The sequence below is a fragment of the Pseudoalteromonas sp. SWN166 genome (genome assembly GCF_015864485.1).
GTDB lineage: Bacteria > Pseudomonadota > Gammaproteobacteria > Enterobacterales > Alteromonadaceae > Pseudoalteromonas.
Genome location: NZ_JADYXB010000039.1, coordinates 14805 through 39442, shown reverse-complemented (window position 1 = coordinate 39442; position 24638 = coordinate 14805). Strand labels below are relative to the sequence as shown.

Below are 24638 nucleotides of genomic sequence, written 5' to 3'. Positions count from 1 at the left end.
CAATGCCAATCCATAACTGGAATCTGACATTGTCGCAATTGGCCATCCACTTCGAAGGTAGGTTAGATGGTGTGCTAGATATTTAGCAATTTAGGCTGACACAGAATTCTGAACGCCCTCGCCATAACAGATTTTCTCTACCGCAGTATATTTCCCTACCTACACTTTTTAATTTTCATAGGCATATTTTATTTTTGAATTGGTACAGCCTTTGCTATTAATACGTACATTAGCGCCTTTAGCTACATTTAGGCTATTAATACCAATTCCAATAAATAGCTGATCTATTTTACTTGCTAAAACAACCCATTTCTTTGTTGTAAATTTCGTAAAGGGAACAACCATTTACATCAATTTACGCCTAGAACTGAATTATTTTTTCGGCGTAAAATTTAGATCACATACTTAATGGAATTGGTATAACGATGTATTTTAGATGTTTTATACGTAGTGTTATTACAATTTTGCGTAATTTTTACATGTTTAAAATACTCATTTTAAAGGTATTAGGTAAAGGAAATTATAATGGGTTCGATTTATAATGTATTTCATAGCAAATGGTTTAACTCATTGGCGGCTATCTTATTAGTCCTTATTATTGCCAGAATAGCCGCGCCTTTTGCGCTTCAGTACTACGTAAATTATCAGCTAAAACATACACAAGGTGTTACAGGGCATGTGGGCGATGTAGATTTATTTTTATATCGTGGCGCTTACGCAATTGACGACGTTGAAATTTACGCTGTTGATGCAACTTCAGCTCCTAAGCCTTTATTGAGTATTCAAACGCTTGATTTTTCACTTGCGTGGTCAGCCCTTTTAAAGGGCAACTTAGTAACAAATATGGCCTTTACGCGCCCTGAAATAGTTATATATGATAAAGACCCCAATGCTTCTGAGCAAAATCAACAAGTAAAAGATGAAACTACCTGGGTAGGGCTCGCTAATAATTTAGTACTTTTTTCTATTGATACCTTAACCATTGAACAAGGGAAGCTATCTTTAGTTAATACAACGAATAGCGGTGAAAAGCCTACTTTTATATCAAATATTAATGCCAAGATTGAAAACATAACTAACGCACAAAACCTATCAAAAACACTCGTGACTACTCTAAATGTAGAAGGTGCATTAATGGGGGAGGCTGCATTAAAGCTTAATGGCAAGCTTGACCCTTTTAGCAAACAGGCTAATTTTGATTTTAATGCAGAGGTACAGCGCTTTTCAGTTAAAAATTTAGACACTGTATTTAAAGTGTATACACCGTTTGATATTGAAGCCGGTGGCATTGATGGAGCAATGGAGCTTGTAGCTAAAGATAATAACTTAAATGGTTATGTAAAAGCGGGCGTTCAAAACTTGCGTGTTTTTTCGTGGCGCGAAGATATAAAAAAAGATGACGATGGAATATTTACGGCCATATTTGAAGGCAGTGTTGATTTGCTCAGCTCTATACTTGAAAACGATGAATCTAAGCTTGTAGCTGCACGTATTCCCATAGAGGGGCAATTAGATAATGCAGATGTGTCGACTTTCCAAGCAGTTATTTCGGTGCTAAAAAATGCTTTTTTTGATGCCTTTAAAATGAAAGTCGATAACGTTATTTCTTTTGAAGATACAGATAACAAACCTGATAACGAGGGAAATTAAAGCGCTTTGGTAATTCTACTTTTATTAGAATTTTAAACGGCACCCACTTTGTTTAAACTTTAAGTGGGTGCTTTAGTACTCTGAACAGATTAGTTTTTGCGGTTACTCAATAGCTCTTTAAGCTCAGCAATTTGTGATTGCAGCTCGTTTACTTGCCCTTGCGTTGCAGGTAATGAGCTATTATCTGCGAGCTCTTCTCGCGCTTTACGGTGCTCCTCACTCATAACTTCTAAAATGGCACCTACCATCATATTTAAAAATACAAATGCGGTTAAAAATATAAACGTAAGGTAATAAATCCAGCTTAGTTCGTACACCGCCATTGTTTCGTACATTATGTCGGTCCAATCTTCAAATGTTGCCACCCTAAATAGGGTGAGCATAGAGATTGAAACGTCTTGCCAAAGTACGGGGTTTATTTCAGCAAACATCATGCTACCCATTGCAGCGTATATATAAAAAATAACAAACATTAACAGGGCTATATAACCCATTTGCGGAATTGCTTTAAGGAGTGAATTAACCAATAAGCGCAGCTCTGGGATCATCGATACCAATCGCAGTACTCTAAATATGCGAAGTAGACGAGCAATTAACATAGTAGAGCCAGCAGCAGGATATAAACTGCCCAATACTATGATTGTGTCGAATATATTCCACCCCTTCGAAAAGAAGTTTTTTATGCCTTTGCTTGCAATAAAGCGGATTACTAGCTCAATTAAAAAGAATGCGGTAATACCAACGTCCATCCAATTTAGAGCAAGCTCTACGTTAGGATGTAGTGAGTAAGTGTGTGCACCTACTGTCAGGGCAGAAACAATAATTACAGCTATAACAAATGATTGAAATATCTTGCTTTTGTCTATACGCTGAAACAACTTTTGCAACTGCGACATCATAGTAATGGGTCCTGTGGGGATTAAGATTTTTAGGACGCTAATATACAATAATATTGTAATAATTTAACGCTTTTTCGATATAGAAAGTGTAAGGAAATTTAATGTTTATCAATAAACTAAAAAGTAGCGCATTACTTATTGTTGGATTATGTGTTTTAGCTGGTTGCAGCTCTGACGCGCGTTTTCATGAAGTTCAATCGGCGCGCCTTGATGAGTGTAACTATAAAGCCGACAAAGAATATTACGAATGCTTAGATAAACAAGACTCTAACTACGAAGAGTTTAAAAAACAGCAACAAGCAGAAACTAAATAAGTAACCTTTATATTTATGACTAAAACTCAAAAGCAACGCGATAAGCAAATTCGTTTAGCACTCACTAATGCATGCGAGGCAATAAAAGAAAGCGTAATTGGTTTTGATTATCTAACGCATACCATTGATTTAAATAACGAGGCCAACACGTTAAAAGTACAGTGCTATTTTAATGATGAGATAGCCCTTGAAAGTGCAAAACCGCAACTTAACGAATTAACAAATATAATACTCAAAGAGCTTACGAGTATTAAGTTGAACGCAAAACCAGCACATATTTCATTTTCAGCTAATTAACAGGGCTTTTGTTGGTTTGATAGCACATGGACGTTATAATTAGATAAATTATTTTTAGGGTTTAAATTATGGCTGTTCCTACGCGTTCGCAAATTTCACCAGGTATCACAGTAAATATTGTATTAAAAGAAGATCAACGCAGCGGTACGTTAACCGAAGGTGTTGTTGAGCGTCTTTTAACAAAGTCACCTAATCACCCTCACGGCATTAAAGTGCGTTTAGAAGATGGTCAAGTTGGCCGAGTAAAAGAGATTTTATAATGGCAGCGTTAACAGAACAGGCTTTTTGGGAATTAGTAACAACGCCTGATTTAGGGCTCGATCCGCAAAGTGCTAGCGATAACCTAAAAACTAAACTTAATGATTTAAGCGATCAACACCTTATTGATTTTGATAAGCACTTTGGCATACATATGCGCAAATGCTTTACCTGGGATTTGTTTGGCGCCGCCTTTGTTATGGCTGGATGTAACGACGATTACGGTTTTAGCGAATTTAGATGTTGGTTAATTTCGCGCGGTAAAACAGTGTTCGAAAACGCCTTAGAAAATGCTGACTCAATTGCACAATGTACACCTGTTTATTACTTAAACGAGCAGCCTTATCCGTACATTGATGAGTATGATTTAATAGCCGGTTTATTATTTGAAGAACGCAGTGAAGACGAATTACCGTTTATCCCATCTGGCATCGACGAGCCTAAAGGTAAACGCTTCAAAGACAAACCTAAGTTTTTAAAGCAAAACTACCCACTATTATTTGCAAAATATTGGCAGTAATGTGTATTTAATCGTTTTGTTGTTTAGGTACGTATTTAACAGCGTACGTTACAACAAAATGATTAGTTGTGGTATCTAAGTGCTGTAGCACGACTTCTCTCCTTTTATAGTAAATCTCTGTTATAGTTATAAAAAGTTAAGTAGATAAGCATTTTTAGCTTATCTAACACATTAACTCTCGAAGGATACACACACGCAATGAAATATATAACATTTGCTTTGTTAGCAATTACATTTACAAGTGCTTATGCCTTTAGTGAGCCAAGTAATAAAACGCGATTTATACCGCTTTTAAAGTCAAAATTGGGTGCGTACGACGTTGTCTCAACTAATTCAGGATTATGCGTTAATAGCAACTTAAGCCTAACAGAAGAAAACAACCCAAATAGCGGCTTTAAGTTAGGAGAACAAATTATATTTGGTCCGCTTCATAACGGTACACAAACAGTAAAAAAACCTGGCTTTTGTTTTATTACCAGCTCATTAAAATATAAAAGTGATGGTCTTGAAAACGGTTTACGAATGAGCCGTTGTGAAAATCCCGCAAACGAGAAAACAATTAGCCAAAGCATTAAATTTTTAGCTGATAACACACTAAAATATACATTGAGCGAACCTAGTGTAGAGTGCACATTTAAAAAAGCAGACGAGAGCAAATAAAGTACTTAGTAACATGTAATTATTCGCAGTATATTTTAGGGATATCGCGCCAACGCGTAGTGTACTGCGGCGACAAAAAATCACGGTTCATGTGCCATCGGTCATTTAATTTACTGCTTGCAAGGCTGAGCATCCCTTTTCCGTATCGATTATTGATTGTGTCTAGGCATTGCATGAGCTTTGGGTTATCAGAGCTTTTACTAAATAAGTCACTTTGCTGAAACTGCACCGACGTTAACTCCACCGCGCCCACACCACACTTATAAAACCGAACTCCCGGTTGATAAATTTGATTAAATACCTCAGATACAGCATTTGCCATCACGCAGGTGTCGTTAGTAGGGCTGGCAAATTTATAAACAAATGACTTTTTATAATATCTGTTTTCGTGCGCGCCGCTGGCTGCAAAAATATAAAGCTGGTGAGTGAGTGAACGCTGGGCGCGTAGTTTATTAGCCACTGTAGTTACATGGTTAATTAAAGCTGTTTTAAGCGCGGTTGGCTCACATATTCGTTCACCAAAGCTACGGGTCGAAAATATCTCGCGCTTATCTTGTCGTATATCGTCCCAATTTAAACACGTTACGCCGTTAAGCTCGCTTACCGTGCGCTCAACCACCACACTAAATGCACGGCGCATAGTTTTAGGATTTTGCTGAGCAAGCTCCCATGCTGTGTTTATATTCATTATTTTAAGTTTTTTAGCTAATCGACGGCCTATTCCCCACACATCTTCGCAGCTCATTCTTTGTAAAATAGCTTGGCGCGTTTGCTCGTTATTTATTACGGCTACACCATTAAAACCACTGAGTTTTTTAGCAGCGTGATTAGCAGCTTTTGCTAACGTTGGGGTAGGGCCAAAGCCTACGCCTACGGGCAACTTTGTTTCTCGCCATACTGTACGCCTTATAACATGGCCGTACTCATGCCAATCCTTAATCAGTGGTGTGTAGCCGTTAAAGTGCAAAAAGGATTCATCAATACTGTATATGTGTTGTGTATCGCAAAAGCGGCCAATAACATTCATCATCTTGTCGCTTAAATCAGCGTAAAGCTCGTAATTGCTAGATCGAATAACTACGTTGTTTTGCTCAAGTAAATGCTTAACTTTAAAGTATGGGCCAAATTTAGGAATATTTAAGCGCCGAGCAATAGGGCAAATAGCACATACACAGCCATCGTTATTGGTAAGTACAACCACAGGCTTGGAGCGAATAGCCGGGTCGAATACTTTTTCGGCACTGGCATAAAATGACACAGCATCAACTAAGGCGTACATTTAAGTAACTCTCATTTGAGCAAGTTTCATTTAAGTAAGTCAGGGCTTTGCCTGTGCATTCTTATTGATAACGTTACTACGCCTTCTAGCTGAAACTCATCTGCAGAGGTTAGTTGTACAGGCTTATGTAAAGAAGACGCAGAAAGTAGCCGTGCATTGGTTTTATCAAGCAGTTTGCATACAAAAAGGCCATTTAAGTTCGCAACAATAACATCACCGTTTTCGGCAGGCTCTGCACGGTCGATAATTAATAAGTCACCTTGAAAAATTCCGACTTCTTGCATAGAGGACCCCGACGCGATACCAATAAACGTGGCATCTGGGTGCTTTATTAATAGCTCATCAAGAGATACACCTAGCTCGGTGTACTGCGCTGCGGGGGATTCAAAACCACACACGCCAGCTTCTATATAAATGGGAATGACAAACATAACACAACCTAAAACGCATATACTGTATAAGTGTACAGTATATGCGTTTAGTGTAAGTTATGCCAAGTAATGAATAGCGGATCAATCCATATTTTTGATCATTTGTTGTGCGGTATCTAAAAAGTCTTTGATTTGTTGAGGGTTTAAGTTTTTACACATTTGATTGTTTATTTTTTGCTCTGAGGCTAATAGCTTATCAAAAAGAACTTTACCTTCCTCTGTAAGCGACAAAATAAAACAGCGCTTATCGTGCTCATTTGCTTGTTTATCAATAAGGTCTAAGCCAATAAGATCTTTAATTAGCCGTGCTATTTGTGCTTTGTCGCGCTGCGTTTTAGTAACAATATCGTTAGCCGTGCAGTTATTTATGTTCGCGATAATATGTATGCAGCGTACGTGCATAGCATTAATACCCAGTTCGCCTGCATTTATAGCTTCGCGAATTGTTACACGGTAATTTTGCATTAGTTCAAACAAGGTATTTGATAAAGGTGTATTCATAGAACTCTCAATATGGTTGACAAAGTCAATTAAATTGCTATGGTTGATTTTATCAACCAATGGGGCGTTGTGCAATGATTGCTTTTATAGCAGTTAATTATTTAAACCTAAGTTTTGTAAACGAGGTGATTTAAAATGGGTAAACAAGTTCGCAAAGCAACAGTATTAAGCACTGAGCAAATTACACCGCACCTACAACGTATTGTAGTAGGCTCTGATGATTTTAAAGACTTAACCCCAGAGTATATTGGTAACTATGTAAAAGTACTGTTCCCAAAAAATGGTGAAGTAGATTTTAACTTAAAAACAGCGTGTATGCGCTCATACACAATAAGGTATGTAGATGCGAAAACCGGCGCACTAACGCTTGATTTTGTTATAAATATGCACCAAGGCCCCGCGACTAACTGGGCTAAAATTGCAAAAGTAGGCGATGCGCTAGGTATAGCTGGACCAGGCCCTAAAAAGTTAGATAATTACACGCACCCTCATTATATATTGCTGGGCGATTTAACCTCAGTAAATGCTATAAAAGGCTATGTGCAGCAGTTACCTGAAGCTGCAATAATTGATGCATTTGTACATGCCCCTACTGAGCAAGACATTATCGATTTAGAAACAAATCGCGATATAAACTGGGTAATTACCGATAGTGCCGATACAGCAATGCTAAGTGCACTTAAAAATTTACACATTACAGAGCAGCCACCTATTGTGTTTATGGCATTAGAGGCAGGCCTTGTACGTGCAGTAAAAACGCTGCTAACTGAACAACTTAATATACCGCGCGGTAATATTGTATCCTCTGGTTATTGGAAAAAAGGCGTAGACTCAGAAGGCTATAAAAAGCAGCGTCAACGTGATGCACAGCTTGCCTGAATACCTTAGAGCAAAATAACATAGGCTTATTTTGCTCTAATACCACTACGTAACTTGAATTGACTTAATAGCAGACCCATTTAAGTGTTTTATGCTAATGATGAAACCCATTATTAGTATGCCTTTTTAGGAGCTGCTATTTTGTTAACTTCCATTCCTTTTTCGTTACTCGAACTTGCCCCCATGATCAAAGGGGACAGCGTTACTAACACTCTTCATAAAAGTACTAAATACGCACAGCGAGCAGATGAGCTTGGCTTTAATCGCTTTTGGCTTGCTGAGCATCATAATATGCCAGGTATTATTTGTGCCGCTACTTCAATTTTGGTTGGCCACATAGCGGGAAATACTAAACGTATTCGTGTTGGCTCTGGCGGAATAATGCTACCAAACCACTCACCATTAGTTGTTGCTGAACAATTTGGTACATTAGAGAGCTTATATCCAGGGCGAATAGATTTAGGACTAGGACGCGCACCCGGCAGTGACCCAATAACAAGCCGAGCACTAAACAATGATATGAGCCGCGCAGAAAACTTCCCTGGAGAAGTAACTGAGCTGCAAACGTTATTAGGTCCATACAACGGTACGCACCCAATACGCGCTATACCAGGGGAGAACACAAACGTTCCTATTTGGTTATTAGGCTCAAGCTTATTTAGCGCGCAGCTAGCTGCGCAAAAAGGATTACCGTATGTATTTGCAGGGCATTTTGCACCGCGCTTTGTACACGACGCAATAGCGTTGTATAAACGCGAATTTAAAGCATCAAGCGACCTTGATAAACCATATGTAATGCTTGCACTGCCTTTAGTTGCCGCCGACACCGACGAAGAAGCGCAATACCTATCGACTACTTCTAAGCAACGTGTGCTCGAACTTATACGCGGTAACGAGCTGTGGTTAAAACCACCTGTTGAAAGTATGGACGGGCTATGGAGCGAACAAGAGCGCGCGCATGTTGAAAACTTTTTAAGCCTAAGCGTAGTAGGTGGGCATGTAAGTATTAAACACAAGTTAGAGATGATAGCGAAGCAACTAGAAGTTGATGAGTTTATATTTACCAACGATGTATTTGATAGTGAAAAACGCCATCGTGCACTCGAAATTTTAATGGAAATAAAGCACTAACTAGTCAATTAGCTAGTTAGTTAAGCGAGCGTACACACTGGGCTTGTTAACATACAGACATCATCAAAAGTTAAACTTTTTTAACTCATTTTATTAACTTTAAGTGATGTCTGTATTTGTTATTTAAATATTCAAAGTAAATTTGATTACTATTTTTAGTATATATTTTGCTTTACATACCGTTCTGTTTTTTCAATCGAACTGATTTAAATAATCTATTTTAAGATGTTACTTTTATTTTTTATAATGTAGGTATTAAACCAAACATCATTAAATTAAAGGTAGGTACACCGTGAATTCTTTAAATATCGCAACAGCTAATTCAGTTAATCAAACAGCGCAGCCAAAAGTTGCTCTGATTGCTGAAGGTGGCGGGCAGCGAGGGATATTCACAGCCGGTGTACTGGATGCATGGTTGGAGCAAAGCTACGACCCATTTGATTTATTTATCGGCACTTCTGCAGGTTCACAAAACCTGACTAGCTATTTAGCGCGCCAAAAAGGCTATGCTAAACGCTTAATAAGAGGGCTTTCTCGCAATAAGCGTTTTTTTCAGCTTGGTAGAGGGTTAATGGGTAAACACATAGTTGACTTAGATTGGTACTTTGACAAAACCACTGAAGTAAAAAGAGCGATAGACTTTAAAACAGCAAAAACAAGTTTAGGCGAACGTGAGCTACTTATTACAGCGACTAATGCGCGAGATAGAAAGCCATATTACTTATCACCAACAGGTGAAGATAATCAATGGCGTGATCTTTTAAAAGCATCAAGCGCACTGCCATTTTTGTACAAAGAGGGTGTAAAATTAACACCATGGTCAAGTGCAAAAGCAGCGAGCGAAACTCACTTAGTTGAAGAGCAAACACAAGCTGATTTTTATCTTGATGGCGGTTTAGCAGCACCACTCCCAGTACGAGAAGCTTACAACCGAGGTGCACGTAAAATTGTAGTAATTAGAACGGTTGACGCTAATTTTCAAGCGCAATCTGCTTGGGTTCAAAAGTTAAAATCGCTTGCAACGGTATCAGGTTACTGCCCAAAAACGTTAGACTATTTACTACAGCACGAGCAAGCCTATTTAGATGAGCTGAAATTTATTGCAAATCCACCGGATGATGTAGAAATAATCCAAATTTTTGCAAACGAAAAGCTTCACAGTAAATTATTAGGTAGTTCTAATAACGATTTACGCTTTGATCATAAATTAGGCCTTGAAGCGGGCAGAAGCTATTTAGTACAACAAAGCCTAAATGCGAGTAATAGTACACACGACTACGCAGCAAGCGAGTACCGCTACAACTAAGCTAATGATATAAAAGTAAAAAGAGGTGCTACAGCGAATGTTGTAGCACCTTTTTAATGCATTCATTTAAAAAATATTTTAAATGACACCCATCTAAATTTGTATGTTAATCATACTAAGCTACACTTTATAAAATCTTAAAGTGAGTAATATACCTGTGGCTACTGCACGAAAAAGACAAATAAGCCTTTCTAATACTCGTTACTATCACTGTATTTCTCGGTGTGTGAGGCGAGCCTACCTATGCGGAGTTGATACACAAACAGGCAAAAGCTATGAGCATCGTAGAGATTGGGTGGAGGAGCGTTTATTATTTTTGGCGAAGGTATTTTGTATTGATGTTTGTGCTTACGCGGTGATGAGTAATCATACACATTTAGTACTTTATATAGATGATAAAAAAGCAAATAGGCTTACAGATAAAGCCATATGTATTAGATGGCATAAAGCATTCAAAGGAACCTATATATCAAAGCGTTACTTAGAAGGTGAGCAGCTAAGTAACGTTGAAAAAACACTTTTAAAACATACTATTGCTAAATTTAGAGAGCGCTTAAAAGATATAAGCTGGTTTATGCGCTCACTAAACGAAAATATAGCAAGACAAGCAAATAAAGAAGATGACTGCACAGGCCGATTTTGGGAGGGGCGCTTTAAATCACAAGCTTTGTTAGATGAGCCAGCATTATTGGCATGTATGGCATACGTTGACTTAAACCCTATTAGAGCGAAAGTAGCAGATACAATTCAAACATCATCATTCACAAGTATTAAAAAGCGTATTGAGTATGCTAAAACTGGTCGACAATCTAAAGTATTGGCTAAGTTTGTAGGGCAATTATCGCAAAAGATAAGTAAAGGTTTGCCCTTTAATTTTAAAAACTACTTACAACTTGTTGAGCAAACAGGAAAATGCATAAGATTAGATAAGGCAGGTTATATAAATCAAAACACAATGCCTATTTTAAAAGCATTAAACATAACTGAAAAAAACTGGCTTAAACTTACAACTCGTTTTACTAAGGTATTTCATGGTGCTGTTGGTAAAGCTGAAAATATAGAAACTTACTGCAATAATCAACACTTCAAACGACGACCTAATATTAAAAATAGCCAAGTACTAATCGCTTAATTTAACACTCAAATGTCGTAAATTTAAATCAATCGTTTGATGGCTTTAGCTCGCCTGCTATTTAACTAACCAAAAAATAATGTTATTTACGACAGATAAATAAAAATTTAAAGTAATAATTACCAATAAAAGAGTAATTGGTCGTGTTAAATACAAAAGAAAAATTAACTTACTGATAATTTTAAATGGATGTCATTCAAATATTATCTAAAGTAAAAATATATTTAGCTATGTTAAGGGCACTTAAGCTCAGTTAGACAATATATAAGTGGGTGTCACTTAAATTTTTATCTAAAGTAAAAATATATTTAGCTATGTTAAGGGCACTTAAGCTCAGTTAGACAATATATAAATGGGTGTCACTTAAATTTCTTAAAGCTTCTTAGAATCACTTCAAATATAAATAAAAGATTAAGTTGATGAAAGTAATATGCTTGTTTCGCTATTTAAAATACCGTCTATTTCCCTTACTTGCCTAAGTACTCCATCAAACTCGCTTAAATTTGCCGCTTGTATTTCTGCTACCAAATCCCATGCGCCATTAGTGGTGTGCAGTTTTGTTAGTTCGGGTATACCCCGCATAGTTTTAATAACTTGAGAGGTCGATTTACCCACTACTTCAACCATCATAATTGCGCGAACAGCTTCGGTTTCTATGTGTTCATGCACTCTTACGGTAAACCCTAAAATGGCGCCTGAGCTTACTAATCGGTCGAGTCTATTTTGTATTGTCCCGCGTGAAACTTTTAATGTATCGGCAAGGGCTGAAATAGACGCGCGTCCGTCTTTACGTAATTCAGCTATTAATGCATTGTCGAGTGAGTCGTAAATATAAGGAGTCATAAAATAGGCCTAGCGTTAAATTACTTATTAAAATACTAAATTTGTACATTAATGCCTAGCAAAATGATAAAAAACAATGCTATCTGTGTAATTAATTGCCATATTAAATAGCGTGTAGCCTCGCTAAACTTGTTTTAAATTAATTAATTCATTTATTACAGAGGTTTTAACATGAGTCATTTTATAGCACAGCCAAAACAAGGTGTTCCATTTGTTAGCGTTGGGGCAATGGCTAAGCTTATAAATAAATTGGGTATTGAAAATGTGTTACAGCAGCTTACTCATAAGTTAGAAGCCGACTTTACACGTTGGAAAGAGTTTGATAAATCACCTCGCTATGCCGCTCACTCACCAGAGGGTGTAATAGAATTAATGCCCGTGAGCGATGGTCAAATGTTTAGCTGTAAATATGTAAACGGTCACCCAAAAAATACGTTTCGAGATCTGCAAACTGTGGCTGCATTTGGCATTTTGGCCGATGTAGATAGTGGTTACCCGGTAATGATCAGCGAAATGTGCCTACTAACAGCGCTGCGTACAGCCGGTACATCGGCGCTGGTGGCTAAATATTTAGCACCAAAACACGCAACAACACTTACATTAATAGGTAATGGTGCGCAGTCTGAGTTTCAGGCGCTGGCATTTAAAGCGGTATTGGGCATTACACATATTCGTTTATACGATATAGATGCAAACGCGTCTAAAAAAGCATTTACTAATTTAAGTGCCTGCGGATTAAACGTAACTATTTGTAATAACGCGCAGGAAGCTGTGCAAGGTGCGCACATTATTACAACCTGCACCGCCGATAAAACCAATGCCACCATTTTAACAAACGACATGATCCCACAAGGTGTGCATATTAATGCTATAGGTGGCGACTGTCCTGGTAAAACAGAGTTAGATGCTAAATTACTTGAGCGCGCTAATGTATTTGTAGAGTACGAACCACAAACCAGAATAGAGGGCGAAATTCAACAAATGAGCGAAAGCTTTGCAGTTACTGAGTTTCATAAAGTTGTTAATAAGCAATCGCTTGGGCGTACTAGCCAAGACGAGCTAACTATTTTTGATGGTGTAGGTTTTGCAAGCGAAGACTTTACTGCGCTTGTATTTATACGCGATCAACTCATTAAAAGCGGCGAATTTACATTGCTTGACTTAATTACCCAGCAAGCCGATCCGCGTAATTTGTTTTCGGTACTTAATACAGATCAAACATCAGCACATGAGCAACTAGCATGAGCCACGTAAATCAAGCGCCGAGTGCTGTTGTTATGGTGCGCCCGCATCACTTTACGTCTAACCCGCAAACTATGCTCGACAACGCATTTCAAAGTGAGTGTTTAGCGCATAACCAAAGTGAGCAAGCATATAAAGAAGTCACAAATGCAGTGCAATTATTAAAAAACGAAGGGGTCACTGTTCATTTATTTGAAGACGAGCACACACATACGCCCGATTCTGTTTTTCCTAATAATTGGTTTTCTACTCATCAAAGTGGCCAATTAATAATCTACCCAATGTTTGTAGAAAACAGACGGTTAGAATATCGAAAAGATATTATTGATTTTTTAACGGATCACTATAAAGTGTCTTCTGTGACTGATTATTCATTTTTAGCGAAAGAAAATGCATTTTTAGAAGGCACTGGTTCACTGGTTATCGATCACCAATACAAACTGGCTTACGCGGTAGAATCAAAGCGTACTACCGCATCAGTGGTTAATACAATATGCGAGCAATTAAAACTAACACCCCTGGTGTTTAATGCATATGACGAGCAAAGCACAGCGGTTTATCACACTAATGTTTTAATGTGTGTTGCCACCGAGTTTGCCATGATCAGTTTAAATATGGTGCCAAGTAGTCAACGTGCACAGTTAGCCAGTCACTTTTTGAAGAGCCATCACGAAGTTATTGATTTAACACACGATCAAATTAATCACTTTTGTGGCAATGCCATTGAGTTACAAGGTAAAAATGGCCGTATTTTAGCCTTATCGCAAACTGCATTTAATGCGCTAACAGCAGCACAAATTAAAGCCATACAAAAAACGGCTAAGCTTGTACCTTTACCTATACCCACTATTGAGTCGGCAGGCGGCTCGGTTAGATGCATGATTGCGGGAGTTCATTTGCAAACTAAATAATGTATAGTTTTAAGGCAGCCTAAGCTGCCTTATTTGCATTTAGTCAAAAGTAAATGTAAATACCGCTATACCGCAACAGGTCTAATATAAAAAATATAAGAAGGAATTAGCAATGTTCGATGCCGTCGTCAAAAGCGTAAACAACCTTTTATGGGGAGAAGGGCAAGTCCTTATTTACATACTCCTATTTGCAGGAATATGGTTTTCAGTACGACTAAAAGCAATTCAAATACTTAAATTTAAACATATGTTTAGCCTTTTAAAAGGCAGCAGCAAATGTAAAAAAGACGATATTTCATCATTCCAAGCATTGTGTACAGGGCTTTGCGCCCGTGTAGGTACCGGTAATTTAGCCGGTGTGGCGGTTGCAATTTCTCTTGGTGGTAGCGGCGCTATATTTTGGATGTGGGTAATAGCCATACTCGGCATGGCAACAGGCTTTGCCGAAAGCGTACTTGGGCAAGTATACAAAGTGCGCGATAGCAACGGCGATTTTAGAGGCGGCCCCGCGTATTATATTCAACAAGGCTTAGGCAGTCGCGCATTTGCCATTGTGTTTGCTGCGTGCTTGTTTTTAGGTTACGGCTTTACCTTTAGTGCCATGCAAACTAACACAATTACAGACGCGCTAAATTATGCGTTTGAAGTACCAACCTTTTACTCAGGCTTGGTTATTACCGTACTCGCAGGCTCAATTATACTCGGTGGCTTTAAAGCAATTGCCCGATTCGCCGAACGAGTAGTGCCTATAATGGGCATTGTGTTTGTACTTGCCGCCGTCATTATTACCCTTATAAATTTCACGCAAGTACCCGCCATGCTTAAAGATATATTTTTATCAGCGTTTGGTTTACAAGAAGCTGGTGCAGGTGCAATGGGCGCCGCTATTAAAAATGGTATTCAACGTGGTTTATATTCTAATGAGGCCGGCGCGGGTAGTGTGCCGCACGCATCAGCAAGTGCCAGCCCTATTCCTAATCACCCTGTAACGCAGGGTTATATACAAATGCTAGGTGTATTTTTCGATACAATAGTACTATGTAGCTGTACCGCGGTGATCATTTTATTAGCCGATATAGACATAAGCGGCGAAATGGAAGGCATTCGCTTAACACAAAGCGCGATGACCGCTCACTTAGCACAAGGCGGTGTTTACTTTGTAGCAGCTGCTATTACCTTATTTGCTTTTACATCCGTGGTTGCAAATTACGCCTATGCAGAGAGTAACTTGCACTTATTTAAGCTCGACAACAAAGTAGGGCGCGGCATTTACACTTTGCTTTATTTATCAATGATGTTGTGGGGCGCATCAGCCACGTTAAAAGAAGTGTGGGATTTAGCGGATATTGCCTTAGGGTTAATGACAGTGGTTAACGTTATCGCTATTATACTGTTAACGCCGACTATTTTGTCTGTTACCTGCGATTACCACGCACAAAGAGACAAAGGTTTAGAGCCCGAATTTAAAGTAAAAGATGTAAAAGTACAGGGTAAATGCGAAGACGGCATTTGGGACTAATTAACGTATTTTAAGCACCTTTAACTATAAAAAGCGGTTTTATGGCAACATAAAGCCGCTTTTTATTTTGAATAATTATTCACTTTAAGTTTTAAATAAACAACTAAAATAACCAATAATAAAGGCATAGTTTTTTAGATGATCGAGATCCACGCAGGTAAAACCGCAGCAAAAATAATAAACGAACAAGGTTTTAAACCAGAGCTTTTCACCTCATTTTTAGGCGCAAGTGGCGGCCCCAAATGGTTTACGTTATTTGGTTTAGATAAATATATTTTTGGTGAATTTTTTAAAAACCGAACTCAACCACTTAATTTAATTGGCTCATCTGCCGGCGCTTTTCGCTCTGCGTGTTTTGCACAAAACGATCCCGTTGCTGCCATTGAGCGCTTAGCAAAATCGTATTCGCAAACCCGATACTCGAGTAACAAACCAACACCAAGTGAAATAACAATTAAAGCGCGTACATTACTTGAAGATGTTTTTGGCGATAATGGCGTAACCGAAATTATAAATAACCCCGTATTTAAAGCGCACTTTATAGTGGCTAAATCGAATGGCTTTATTGCCAGCGAAAATAAATTAATACAGCTACTGGGTTTATCAAAAAGTTATATGCTCAACCGCGTTAACCGAAAATTATTAGGCTCACAGTATGAGCGCTTTATATTTTGCCCAGCGACAAGTGACTTATCAATTACCGATAGCTATAATTTTAAAACACAAAACATAGCACTCACACAAACAAATTTAAAAGATGCATTACTTGCATCAGGCTCTATACCGCTTGTTATGCAAGGTATAAAAAATATTGCAGGCTCACCACCTGGGATATACCGCGACGGTGGAATTATTGACTATCACTTTGATTTAAAAATTAATAACCCAGGCTTAATTTTATATCCGCATTTTAATAGCGAGCCAAAAGCAGGGTGGTTCGATAAAAATTTAAAACGTAAAGTGTCGCCACTTAATTACGACAACGTAGTGATGATCACCCCATCAAAAGAATTTATAGCAAGCTTACCTTACGGAAAAATCCCAGACAGAAACGACTTTACCGATCTTGATGCAAACACGCGTATAAAATATTGGAATACGGTTTTTAGTGAAACTGAAAAGTTGGCTAAATCTTTAGATGAGAAATTAAACGCTAAAAGTTTCTATATCAAAAGTTATAAATGATAATCGAAGGCAAAGGTGATCTTCTTTTATTAAATTAGTGTGGTATAGACCATACTTTTCTCATGTTATTTATTAAAAGTATTTTCATAATAAAATTTCAATTTGAGAATCAAAGAATGGAAATCATAGAAATGCACGTGAAAATTACTAAATGATTTTGATAGTGGTAAGCCTTTAATTAAATAGTTGTTTATATAAGTTGAGTCTTGAATTAGAAGTAATATTTTAACAAGCTCAGTATCTAAAAAAGGATAAAGTGGGGAGAGAGCAGTAACAAAGCGATCAAATTCTTGAGCGTTTTTCTTTAAAATATCCTCAGCTGTGTCATTGACGCTATCATGTGTTCCAAGATAAATAGTTATACTATTCATGTTTGAATTACTCTCAATTAATTTTGAAAATAATCTGAAGTCGTTTAAATCAAGTTTATCAAATTCTTTAGATATCTTTACTGCTTGTTTTAAAATAATTAATTTATTTGTATAGGATGAAAGAGCTAAACCTATTTTTCTTTTTAAAACAAAATTTATATTTTCTTTATCCTTAATTTCTTTTCTATGAACAAGGGAAATATAAAAAATATAACTACTGAAAAATGACAAGCTAACTGATAGTAAAAGCGGTTCAGCCTCTTTACCCCAAGAAAAAAACATAGGTACTCTATTCGAAAACACTGTTGTTACTAATATTATCATCATTGAAATTAACACTAATAAAGTGAATGTTTTGCTCTCTAACATGACATATTTTTTTATTGTTTTTAACATTAAATTTAATTCCCTTGATTAAGCAGTAAAAAAAATTATATAAAATAATCTATTTAAAGCGCCTGATCTTTAAGCCATATATTATCCAGAAGGTACTTAAGCTAATTATTCACTAAACTAGTGAAAGTGAGCAATCACATTATATCAAATATAATAAGTGATGATTATTAACAACCCATAAATTACGTTATGTTAAATTGACTGGATTTTAATAAAGCGAGCGTGATTATACAAACCAGCTCGCTTTTAGGAGAGTAATTTAGGGGTTAATTAAGCTCTGAATCTACCCAAAACTTAGTACCTTTTAATACAGCTTGTAGTGCAAGGCCATTTTCGGTTACAGAATATACAGTAACTTGATCTGCAATCGCTTCGGCAACTACAGCGCCACCTTTATCACCATATTTAGCTGCAGCATCTGCATTTCCGCCAAATGCCCAACCATGTTCAATAAATCTATTTAATGCGGCTTGGGTATGAAAAACCATAACAACGTTAAAATCTTTAACGCCTAAACCAAGACCTAAACCGGCTTCACCCATATTCATGTAAGTCGATTTACCAGTAAGGTTATTTTTAACAACACCATACCCGCCACCAAAACTGGCTAAAACTACATTTACATTAGCGTTATCAAAAACAGCAAAACCAGCTGAATTAGCAATTTGCTGTTTAACATCAGGCTTTTTTGCGTATAATTTATCAAGTGTATTTGATTTCATACTTTGAACCAAAGAACGTTTTTCACTTGGTGATGCACTACCTGTAGTAGCACAACCTGTTAATGCTACAGTGAAAGCAAGCACGCTTAGTATAATTAGTTTTTTCATAACTTTTCCTTAATAAGATATAGCAACCAACAACCATCACGGTAATAAATAATTAGAGTTTCACTATGTCCAATACTAGACAGTATCGGACTTTAACGTTATTCTGTAAGTCTATTATTTAATTGAATATTTATACATTATGCTTGTTGCTTTGGTTGATACGTTAAAACAATTAAGATATCAAATTGCCCATCTAGATGACGGTACTTTAGATTCAGAATACCCAGAACTTGCATCCTTTATACAGGAAGTTGGCTTGACTGTAACTGAATCAAAGGCCGATCTGATATTTTTATATCAGTTTTTGTATGTTTATGGCCGAAAATCAGAAGCCACTTATAGTCGTTTTCGAAATGAGCTTGAACGCTTTTATTTATGGTCGTGGTTAATCGCAAAAAAATCAGTATTTTATTTAAAACGCGAAGATATTGAAGCCTATGTTGATTTTATGGTCGAACCCGATAAAACTTGGGCTGCCACTTCAGTGCAATGGCGATATAAAGATGAGCAAGGTATTCGCCGATTAAACCAAAATTGGCGCCCTTTTATGCTCAAAGAATCTATTGCTAGCCAACAAACTTTATCGTCTATGTTTACTGCTTTAAATGTATTTTATAAGTTTGCCCTACTCGAAGAAAAAACCTTTGCTAACTTTGTGCCTGTAGTTAAAAAAAATAGCCCGTACTTAGTAGTGCAATCTCAAATTCAAATTCCTGATACGTTAAGCGATATACAGTGGGAATATGTTTTTGGTGTAACGCGCGATTTATGCGAACAGAACCCAGATTTAGAGCGAAACTTATTTACGCTCGCGTGTTTAAAAGGTTTATATTTACGAATATCTGAATTGTCAGAGCGCCCGCAATGGTCACCGGTAATGTCTCATTTTTGGCAAGATAACGACGGTTTTTGGTTTTTACGTATTATGGGTAAGGGAAATAAATTACGAGATGTAACGTTAAGTGATGATTTTGTTGAATATTTAAAACGCTATAGATTATACAGAGGTTTACCTGCCCTTCCCCGTGTTGATGAATCAGATCCGCTGGTTCATAAAATTCGCGGCCAGGGTGGGATGACTGTAAGGCAAATCAGGCGCTTAGTTCAACAAAGTTTTGATTATGCACAGCAGTCATTACTTGATGATGGTTTTAAAGATGACGCTGAACAACTCGGTGCTGCAACTGCCCATTGGCTTCGTCATACGGGTGCCACACATGATGCGCAAACCAGACCGCTTAAACATTTATCAGAAGATTTAGGGCATTCTAAAATTGCGACTACCGATCAAATTTATATTCAAACAAACATTAAAGAGCGAGCAAAATCAGGATTAAAGAGGAAAATTTAATGGAGTATTTAGTAATAGCATTTATAGGCGGATTATTTTTAATTTATTCTTTAACACTTCGCCAGTTAGAAAAAACAGAAGTAACAGGTCCAATGTTTTTTGTTATTGGCGGAATATGCTTAGCAATGTTGTTACCCAACGAAGGGCATAAAATAAAAGAAGGCGTGGATCTCTTACTCCCTTTTATAGAACTCACGCTGAGTATTTTTTTATTTTCTGATGCAGCTAAATCAAAGTTGAGTGTATTAAGGCATAGTTTTCAGTATCCTAGTTTATTATTGTTTGTTGCCCTGCCCTTAACTTTATTGCTAGGTATTGCCGTAGCTTTATTTTTATTTGCTGAGCTTTCACTTATTCAAGCTGCATTGCTCGCTATTATTTTAACACCTACTGATGCTGCATTAAGTAAAGGGCTATTAGCAAGTACACAAGTGCCTGAAAAAATTCGTGAAGGAATAAATACTGAAAGTGGTTTGAACGATGGATTATGCGTACCCATATTTTTGATATTTATATTACTCGCTAAAAATCCTGATTCAGCTATTACAGCAACGCAAACATTAAGTGTATTTGGCCGAGATCTTGGGCTTGCTTTATTAGTAGCAATTGCAAGTATAGCTATTTTTATACCCTGTTTAAATTTTGCAATGAAGCGCCATTACTTTGCACAAAACACCAGCCCATTTTTATTATTGGGTTTTGCGATGGCTGTTTTTTCGGTCACTCAGTATTTTAATGGTAGTGGATTTATTGCGGTGTTTATTGCAGGCTTATTATTTGATAAATTTTCGACTGATGAAGTAAGAACAGAATTAATTGAGGACTCAGAACACATTGCCGACTTTACATCGTTAATGATTTGGTGCTTGTTCGGGTTTGTTTGCGCTTACTTAGTTATTCCTAAATTAAATACTGAAATAATAATTTACGCTTTATTGAGCACAACATTAATTAGAATAATTCCGGTTATGTTGTCACTACAGTTTACGGCTTTGAATATTAAAGAGCGTTTTACGTTTGCGTGGTTTGGACCAAGAGGATTAGCATCTATTGTTTTTACATTGATGGTGATAGACACACAAATAGAAAATAAATATCAAATTGCGACTATAGCAATGACGACTATTTTATTTAGTGTGTTTATACATGGCATTAGTACTAAACCTATTGCTGACAGCTTTGCTAAAAAATAGTTATTTGAAATGATTATTTAAAATAGATAATTAAAAATAAAAGATTTAAAAAAGGCGTAACGGTTATTTCATCATTGATGAAGTTAATCGTTACGCCTTTTTTCTTAAGAACTAATTTAATAAGTTATTTAAGAACGTGTGCTAGTAATTCAATTGGGTGTTTTGGTTTAAACTTCTCAAAACGTTTAACTTGGCTACGACACGAAAAGCCGGTAGATAAAAGTTGCTCTGGTTTATTTTTATCTACAATTGGTTTCCAGCTCATTTCGTAAAGCGCACGTGAGTTATTTTGATTTTGTGCTTCGTGGCCATAAGTTCCCGCCATTCCACAACAACCTGTATTTGTTGTTTTTAATGTTAACCCAATATCATTAAAAATTGTTTGCCATACATTTGCAGCTTTCGGTAATGCAGTTGTTTCGGTACAGTGACTTAATAATGTAAATTCGGTATCTGTATTTTGGTTAGCAGTTAACCCTTTAAACGATTGCGACTCTAACCATTCATGAGCAAGTTGCACATTAAATTCACCACGGTTATTTTCTAAAATTGTATTGTATTCATCGCGATAACACATAACCAGTGAAGCATCTAAACCCACTAATGGCGCATTAATATCATTTAATTTATTTAAAAACCCTGCGGCATTTTTTGCTGTAACTTTAAACTCATGCAAAAAACCTTTTACGTGCTGAGGTTTACCATTTGGTTTAAAAGGTAATAGCATTGGCTTTTTACCAAGTTGAGTTATTAAAGTAATAAAACTTTCTACTAGTTCGGCTTCGTAAAAACTCGTAAATGGGTCTTGTACTATTAATACGTATTCGCTTTGTTGTTCTGCATTTAATGTATTTAATAAATCAAAATCAAATTTTTGTGCTTTATTAACACGTTTTGAAAGTGCAGGAATACTTAACTGTGGTGTATCAACATAACCAACTGTTTTTTTAATAACGTTGCTGACTAGCGATGTTTTAACTATTGGGTTTATTACTTTTGCAAACTTTGCCATTAATGGCGCGCTACTTTCAATATTACCAACAAGGTAGTCTTTTAGCGGACGCGCATAATAACTATGATAATAATTTAAAAAGCGCGAACGAAAAGTAGGCACATCTACTTTTATTGGGCAGGCAGTTGTACATGCTTTACACGCTAAACATTCATCCATTGATGCTTTTACTTCGTGTGAAAAGTCGTAGATACCTTTTCGTTTTTCGCGGCTATGAACAAATCGTTCCCACCAGGTAATGACTTCACCTTTGTTAAGCTGCTTTTCTACTTCGAGTAAATCTACATCTTTTGACTCTTGCAGACGTAGCCATTCACGCATTAAACTTGCTCGCCCTTTTGGTGAATTACGGCGATCGCCAGTCACTTTATATGATGGGCACATGGGTGAGTTTTCGTCGTAATTAAAACATATGCCATTACCATTACAGGTCATTGCATTGTTAAAACTAGTTTTAACGTCTATTGATATTTGCTTATCGAAGTGCGATCTCTTTTGTCCGTCCACACTAACTAGTGAGTCTTCACTATCGATAGGGGTACATATTTTACCGGGGTTAATGCGGTTATTAGGATCGAAAGCGGTTTTTATTTTACGAAGTTGAGTATATAAATGCTCACCAAAAAACTCAGGGCTGTATTCACTTCGGTAACCTTTACCGTGTTCGCCCCACATTAAACCGCCGTACTTAGCGGTTAGTTTTACTACCTGATCTGAAATTGTGCGTAGTAGTTTTTCTTGTTCTGGGTCGCACATATCAAGCGCTGGACGGACGTGTAAAACCCCAGCATCAACATGACCAAACATACCATATTGTAAATTGTAGCTGTCGAGTAATGCTCTAAATTCGACAATATAATCTGCTAAATTTTCAGGGGGTACAGCGGTGTCTTCCGCAAAAGCGAGTGGTTTTTGACTCCCTTTTACATTACCTAATAAACCCACTGACTTTTTACGCATTGCGTAAATTTTTAGTATATCGCTCTTATCACTGGTTAACTGATAACCAATAACGCCATTAGTTTGATTTGCTACGCATTCATCTAGAAGCTTACAAAGTGTGTCTACTTTGTCTTTTATATCATCGTTTGATACTGCATTAAACTCGACCATGTTAAGGCCTTGCATATCTTTATTTGGTACGTCGGTTATTAAGTCCGATACTAAATTCCAAATAATATCTTCGCGCGCTAAGTTTAAAACTTTGCTATCAACGGTTTCTACCGATGTTGCACGTGCATCTACTAAAAATGGTGAATGACGAAGTGCTGAGTCAAAACTATCGTATTTAATATTAATAAGTGTTTTAAATTCGGCAATAGGCGTTAGGTTTAATTTAGCTTCAGTTACTATACCTAATGACCCTTCTGAACCTGTTATTAGTCGGCTCATATCAAAAGTTAGTAAGTCATCACTTAGCACATGCTCTAGGTCATACCCAGTTAAAAAGCGGTTTAATCGAGGAAACTTAGCTAAAATAGCATCACGTTCATTAAGTGAAATATCTAAAACTGTTTTATATAAATTGCCAATGAGTGAGTCTTGATTAGCTATAATTTTTGCTTTGTCGATGTCGATTGGTGAAGTGCACATAGGTGTGCCGTCAACTAAATAAGTTGTTAACCCTAAAACATGGTCGCTTGTTTTGCCGTAAACTAATGAACCTTGCCCCGATGCGTCAGTACTTATCATGCCACCAATAGTTGCCCTGTTACTGGTAGATAAATCGGGTGAGAAGAAAAAACCATAAGGTTTTAAAAAGTCATTAAGCTGATCTTTTATTACGCCGGTTTGCACACGTACCCAGCCTTCTTCTACATTTATTTCAAGGATGCCGCGCATATAACGAGACAAATCTACAACAATACCAGGTGTTAGCGACTGACCGTTAGTACCTGTTCCACCGCCACGCGGGCCAAACGTTAACGATAAAAACGGGTCGCGAGATGCTGTTTGCAATGCGAGCTGAATATCTTTTTCGTTTTTCGGAAAAATAACACCTTGCGGTATTTGCTGGTACACACTGTTATCGGTTGAAGCGGTAATACGCGTTGCGTAACTTGCGTCGGTATCTCCGGTAAAACCTTGATTTTTAATGGTACTTAGGTAATTAGCGACAAGTTCTGTCGCGGCATCTTGCTGTGTAATTGTTGCTATCATGACGGCGATATTTTAGGGCATTTGACTAATTATATCATGGTGATGGCGAATAGAAATTGAAGATTTTACAGTTTGTAACACTCTTTTAGTCGATTTTAATGCAGCTTAAATTATACTCAAGTTAACCATTTGCGAGGCGTGTTATATGAAAAAATTGCTATTACAGATCATTGGCGTGTTATTTATTTTGCTAGGATTATTTTTTGCGGTTGTACCTGGCCCATCACTTATATTTTTTATGGCGGGTTTATTGTGTTTTTCGTTTTACTACCCAAAAGCGCGATATTACTTATCATTTTGTCAAAAGGCGTTAACTAAATCATGTGCCTATTTAGATAAAAAATTAGCCCGTTAATTTACTTTTAATT

At 37.1% G+C, this 24638-nt stretch carries 26 protein-coding genes; 17 read left to right on the top strand and 9 right to left on the bottom strand.

The annotated features are described in order from the left end of the window. Nucleotides 1–168: 168 nt before the first annotated feature. On the bottom strand, nucleotides 169–345 hold the full coding sequence (locus tag I6F49_RS17295) for a hypothetical protein (protein ID WP_197181450.1): 177 nt from the start codon (nucleotides 343–345) through the stop codon (nucleotides 169–171). A 180-nt stretch (nucleotides 346–525) separates the two neighbouring features. Between I6F49_RS17295 and I6F49_RS17290 the strand changes: the two genes are divergently transcribed. Further along, nucleotides 526–1650 (top strand): DUF748 domain-containing protein, encoded by a 1125-nt coding sequence (locus tag I6F49_RS17290; RefSeq protein WP_197181449.1) that lies wholly within the window; start codon nucleotides 526–528, stop codon nucleotides 1648–1650. 89 nt (nucleotides 1651–1739) lie between these two features. Here the strand turns inward: I6F49_RS17290 and I6F49_RS17285 are convergent, their stop codons facing one another. Continuing rightward, nucleotides 1740–2549: an ion transporter gene (locus I6F49_RS17285; RefSeq protein WP_166420850.1), complete on the bottom strand. Its 810-nt coding sequence runs from the start codon at nucleotides 2547–2549 to the stop codon at nucleotides 1740–1742. Nucleotides 2550–2650: 101 nt separating this feature from the next. Here I6F49_RS17285 and I6F49_RS17280 point away from each other — a divergent pair, with 101 nt between their 5' ends. The 5 genes from I6F49_RS17280 (at nucleotide 2651) to I6F49_RS17260 (ending at nucleotide 4598) form a co-directional block, all read left to right on the top strand. Beyond that, nucleotides 2651–2863 carry a hypothetical protein gene (locus tag I6F49_RS17280; RefSeq protein WP_007583226.1) on the top strand — a complete coding sequence of 71 codons (213 nt, stop codon included), beginning with the start codon at nucleotides 2651–2653 and terminating at the stop codon, nucleotides 2861–2863. Nucleotides 2864–2878: 15 nt separating this feature from the next. Then, complete coding sequence (locus tag I6F49_RS17275; protein ID WP_197181448.1) at nucleotides 2879–3160, top strand: hypothetical protein; 282 nt, start codon at nucleotides 2879–2881, stop codon at nucleotides 3158–3160. Between the two features lie 68 nt (nucleotides 3161–3228). After that, entirely contained in the window at nucleotides 3229–3420 is a 192-nt protein-coding gene (locus I6F49_RS17270) for a YwbE family protein (RefSeq protein ID WP_007377588.1), read from the top strand. After that, nucleotides 3420–3938 carry a DUF4240 domain-containing protein gene (locus I6F49_RS17265; protein WP_197181447.1) on the top strand — a complete coding sequence of 173 codons (519 nt, stop codon included), beginning with the start codon at nucleotides 3420–3422 and terminating at the stop codon, nucleotides 3936–3938. Before I6F49_RS17270 ends, I6F49_RS17265 begins: the two co-directional genes overlap by 1 nt. A gap of 198 nt (nucleotides 3939–4136) precedes the next feature. Beyond that, on the top strand, nucleotides 4137–4598 hold the full coding sequence (locus tag I6F49_RS17260) for a hypothetical protein (RefSeq protein WP_149592880.1): 462 nt from the start codon (nucleotides 4137–4139) through the stop codon (nucleotides 4596–4598). Between the two features lie 19 nt (nucleotides 4599–4617). Here I6F49_RS17260 and I6F49_RS17255 read toward each other — a convergent pair whose 3' ends face one another. From I6F49_RS17255 to I6F49_RS17245, 3 genes are all read right to left on the bottom strand, one after another. Beyond that, nucleotides 4618–5877: a Y-family DNA polymerase gene (locus I6F49_RS17255; protein ID WP_197181446.1), complete on the bottom strand. Its 1260-nt coding sequence runs from the start codon at nucleotides 5875–5877 to the stop codon at nucleotides 4618–4620. Between the two features lie 26 nt (nucleotides 5878–5903). Further along, nucleotides 5904–6308: a S24 family peptidase gene (locus I6F49_RS17250; protein ID WP_197181445.1), complete on the bottom strand. Its 405-nt coding sequence runs from the start codon at nucleotides 6306–6308 to the stop codon at nucleotides 5904–5906. 81 nt (nucleotides 6309–6389) lie between these two features. After that, nucleotides 6390–6809, bottom strand: a complete 420-nt coding sequence (locus tag I6F49_RS17245; RefSeq protein WP_197181444.1) for a MarR family winged helix-turn-helix transcriptional regulator — start codon at nucleotides 6807–6809, stop codon at nucleotides 6390–6392. A gap of 135 nt (nucleotides 6810–6944) precedes the next feature. Here I6F49_RS17245 and I6F49_RS17240 point away from each other — a divergent pair, with 135 nt between their 5' ends. The 4 genes from I6F49_RS17240 (at nucleotide 6945) to I6F49_RS17225 (ending at nucleotide 11257) form a co-directional block, all read left to right on the top strand. Then, complete coding sequence (locus I6F49_RS17240) at nucleotides 6945–7688, top strand: siderophore-interacting protein (RefSeq protein WP_197181443.1); 744 nt, start codon at nucleotides 6945–6947, stop codon at nucleotides 7686–7688. A 141-nt stretch (nucleotides 7689–7829) separates the two neighbouring features. Beyond that, nucleotides 7830–8819 (top strand): LLM class flavin-dependent oxidoreductase, encoded by a 990-nt coding sequence (locus tag I6F49_RS17235; RefSeq protein ID WP_197181442.1) that lies wholly within the window; start codon nucleotides 7830–7832, stop codon nucleotides 8817–8819. Nucleotides 8820–9111: 292 nt separating this feature from the next. After that, nucleotides 9112–10125: a patatin-like phospholipase family protein gene (locus I6F49_RS17230; RefSeq protein ID WP_197181441.1), complete on the top strand. Its 1014-nt coding sequence runs from the start codon at nucleotides 9112–9114 to the stop codon at nucleotides 10123–10125. 157 nt (nucleotides 10126–10282) lie between these two features. After that, nucleotides 10283–11257 (top strand): transposase, encoded by a 975-nt coding sequence (locus tag I6F49_RS17225; RefSeq protein ID WP_197181440.1) that lies wholly within the window; start codon nucleotides 10283–10285, stop codon nucleotides 11255–11257. Between the two features lie 411 nt (nucleotides 11258–11668). Here the strand turns inward: I6F49_RS17225 and I6F49_RS17220 are convergent, their stop codons facing one another. Beyond that, complete coding sequence (locus I6F49_RS17220; RefSeq protein ID WP_197181439.1) at nucleotides 11669–12100, bottom strand: Lrp/AsnC family transcriptional regulator; 432 nt, start codon at nucleotides 12098–12100, stop codon at nucleotides 11669–11671. A 171-nt stretch (nucleotides 12101–12271) separates the two neighbouring features. Between I6F49_RS17220 and I6F49_RS17215 the strand changes: the two genes are divergently transcribed. The 4 genes from I6F49_RS17215 (at nucleotide 12272) to I6F49_RS17200 (ending at nucleotide 16957) form a co-directional block, all read left to right on the top strand. Continuing rightward, nucleotides 12272–13345 (top strand): ornithine cyclodeaminase, encoded by a 1074-nt coding sequence (locus tag I6F49_RS17215; RefSeq protein ID WP_197181438.1) that lies wholly within the window; start codon nucleotides 12272–12274, stop codon nucleotides 13343–13345. Further along, nucleotides 13342–14253, top strand: a complete 912-nt coding sequence (gene ctlX / locus I6F49_RS17210; RefSeq protein ID WP_197181437.1) for a citrulline utilization hydrolase CtlX — start codon at nucleotides 13342–13344, stop codon at nucleotides 14251–14253. Before I6F49_RS17215 ends, ctlX begins: the two co-directional genes overlap by 4 nt. A gap of 112 nt (nucleotides 14254–14365) precedes the next feature. After that, nucleotides 14366–15772 (top strand): alanine/glycine:cation symporter family protein, encoded by a 1407-nt coding sequence (locus I6F49_RS17205; protein ID WP_197181436.1) that lies wholly within the window; start codon nucleotides 14366–14368, stop codon nucleotides 15770–15772. A gap of 138 nt (nucleotides 15773–15910) precedes the next feature. Then, on the top strand, nucleotides 15911–16957 hold the full coding sequence (locus tag I6F49_RS17200; RefSeq protein ID WP_197181435.1) for a patatin-like phospholipase family protein: 1047 nt from the start codon (nucleotides 15911–15913) through the stop codon (nucleotides 16955–16957). 65 nt (nucleotides 16958–17022) lie between these two features. Here I6F49_RS17200 and I6F49_RS17195 read toward each other — a convergent pair whose 3' ends face one another. Both I6F49_RS17195 and I6F49_RS17190 read right to left on the bottom strand, forming a co-directional pair. Further along, nucleotides 17023–17724 (bottom strand): hypothetical protein, encoded by a 702-nt coding sequence (locus I6F49_RS17195; protein ID WP_197181434.1) that lies wholly within the window; start codon nucleotides 17722–17724, stop codon nucleotides 17023–17025. Nucleotides 17725–17990: 266 nt separating this feature from the next. Then, nucleotides 17991–18554, bottom strand: coding sequence for a YSC84-related protein (locus I6F49_RS17190; RefSeq protein ID WP_197181433.1), 564 nt, complete (start codon nucleotides 18552–18554; stop codon nucleotides 17991–17993). A gap of 139 nt (nucleotides 18555–18693) precedes the next feature. Between I6F49_RS17190 and I6F49_RS17185 the strand changes: the two genes are divergently transcribed. Next, nucleotides 18694–19905 (top strand): tyrosine-type recombinase/integrase, encoded by a 1212-nt coding sequence (locus I6F49_RS17185; protein WP_197181432.1) that lies wholly within the window; start codon nucleotides 18694–18696, stop codon nucleotides 19903–19905. Continuing rightward, entirely contained in the window at nucleotides 19905–21098 is a 1194-nt protein-coding gene (locus I6F49_RS17180) for a cation:proton antiporter (protein ID WP_197181431.1), read from the top strand. The genes I6F49_RS17185 and I6F49_RS17180 overlap by 1 nt, the downstream gene beginning before the upstream one ends. A gap of 124 nt (nucleotides 21099–21222) precedes the next feature. On the opposite strand, the gene ydiJ is transcribed toward I6F49_RS17180, so the two are convergent. Further along, entirely contained in the window at nucleotides 21223–24270 is a 3048-nt protein-coding gene (gene ydiJ, locus I6F49_RS17175; protein WP_197181430.1) for a D-2-hydroxyglutarate dehydrogenase YdiJ, read from the bottom strand. 145 nt (nucleotides 24271–24415) lie between these two features. On the opposite strand from ydiJ, the gene I6F49_RS17170 reads away from it, so the two are divergent. Next, complete coding sequence (locus I6F49_RS17170) at nucleotides 24416–24625, top strand: PGPGW domain-containing protein (RefSeq protein ID WP_197181429.1); 210 nt, start codon at nucleotides 24416–24418, stop codon at nucleotides 24623–24625. Nucleotides 24626–24638: the final 13 nt, after the last annotated feature.

Excerpts from the sequence above, each read along its gene's own strand:
- I6F49_RS17260 (WP_149592880.1), top strand. The coding sequence starts at position 4,137 with ATGAAATATATAACATTTGCTTTGTTAGCAATTACATTTACAAGTGCT.
- I6F49_RS17245 (WP_197181444.1), bottom strand. The coding sequence starts at position 6,809 with ATGAATACACCTTTATCAAATACCTTGTTTGAACTAATGCAAAATTAC.
- ydiJ (WP_197181430.1), bottom strand. The coding sequence starts at position 24,270 with ATGATAGCAACAATTACACAGCAAGATGCCGCGACAGAACTTGTCGCT.
- I6F49_RS17170 (WP_197181429.1), top strand. The coding sequence starts at position 24,416 with ATGAAAAAATTGCTATTACAGATCATTGGCGTGTTATTTATTTTGCTA.
- I6F49_RS17185 (WP_197181432.1), top strand. The coding sequence starts at position 18,694 with ATGCTTGTTGCTTTGGTTGATACGTTAAAACAATTAAGATATCAAATT.
- I6F49_RS17190 (WP_197181433.1), bottom strand. The coding sequence starts at position 18,554 with ATGAAAAAACTAATTATACTAAGCGTGCTTGCTTTCACTGTAGCATTA.
- I6F49_RS17240 (WP_197181443.1), top strand. The coding sequence starts at position 6,945 with ATGGGTAAACAAGTTCGCAAAGCAACAGTATTAAGCACTGAGCAAATT.
- I6F49_RS17280 (WP_007583226.1), top strand. The coding sequence starts at position 2,651 with ATGTTTATCAATAAACTAAAAAGTAGCGCATTACTTATTGTTGGATTA.
- I6F49_RS17205 (WP_197181436.1), top strand. The coding sequence starts at position 14,366 with ATGTTCGATGCCGTCGTCAAAAGCGTAAACAACCTTTTATGGGGAGAA.
- I6F49_RS17200 (WP_197181435.1), top strand. The coding sequence starts at position 15,911 with ATGATCGAGATCCACGCAGGTAAAACCGCAGCAAAAATAATAAACGAA.
- I6F49_RS17250 (WP_197181445.1), bottom strand. The coding sequence starts at position 6,308 with ATGTTTGTCATTCCCATTTATATAGAAGCTGGCGTGTGTGGTTTTGAA.
- I6F49_RS17180 (WP_197181431.1), top strand. The coding sequence starts at position 19,905 with ATGGAGTATTTAGTAATAGCATTTATAGGCGGATTATTTTTAATTTAT.
- I6F49_RS17215 (WP_197181438.1), top strand. The coding sequence starts at position 12,272 with ATGAGTCATTTTATAGCACAGCCAAAACAAGGTGTTCCATTTGTTAGC.
- I6F49_RS17265 (WP_197181447.1), top strand. The coding sequence starts at position 3,420 with ATGGCAGCGTTAACAGAACAGGCTTTTTGGGAATTAGTAACAACGCCT.
- I6F49_RS17220 (WP_197181439.1), bottom strand. The coding sequence starts at position 12,100 with ATGACTCCTTATATTTACGACTCACTCGACAATGCATTAATAGCTGAA.
- ctlX (WP_197181437.1), top strand. The coding sequence starts at position 13,342 with ATGAGCCACGTAAATCAAGCGCCGAGTGCTGTTGTTATGGTGCGCCCG.
- I6F49_RS17195 (WP_197181434.1), bottom strand. The coding sequence starts at position 17,724 with ATGTTAAAAACAATAAAAAAATATGTCATGTTAGAGAGCAAAACATTC.
- I6F49_RS17270 (WP_007377588.1), top strand. The coding sequence starts at position 3,229 with ATGGCTGTTCCTACGCGTTCGCAAATTTCACCAGGTATCACAGTAAAT.
- I6F49_RS17290 (WP_197181449.1), top strand. The coding sequence starts at position 526 with ATGGGTTCGATTTATAATGTATTTCATAGCAAATGGTTTAACTCATTG.
- I6F49_RS17295 (WP_197181450.1), bottom strand. The coding sequence starts at position 345 with ATGGTTGTTCCCTTTACGAAATTTACAACAAAGAAATGGGTTGTTTTA.
- I6F49_RS17285 (WP_166420850.1), bottom strand. The coding sequence starts at position 2,549 with ATGATGTCGCAGTTGCAAAAGTTGTTTCAGCGTATAGACAAAAGCAAG.
- I6F49_RS17255 (WP_197181446.1), bottom strand. The coding sequence starts at position 5,877 with ATGTACGCCTTAGTTGATGCTGTGTCATTTTATGCCAGTGCCGAAAAA.
- I6F49_RS17275 (WP_197181448.1), top strand. The coding sequence starts at position 2,879 with ATGACTAAAACTCAAAAGCAACGCGATAAGCAAATTCGTTTAGCACTC.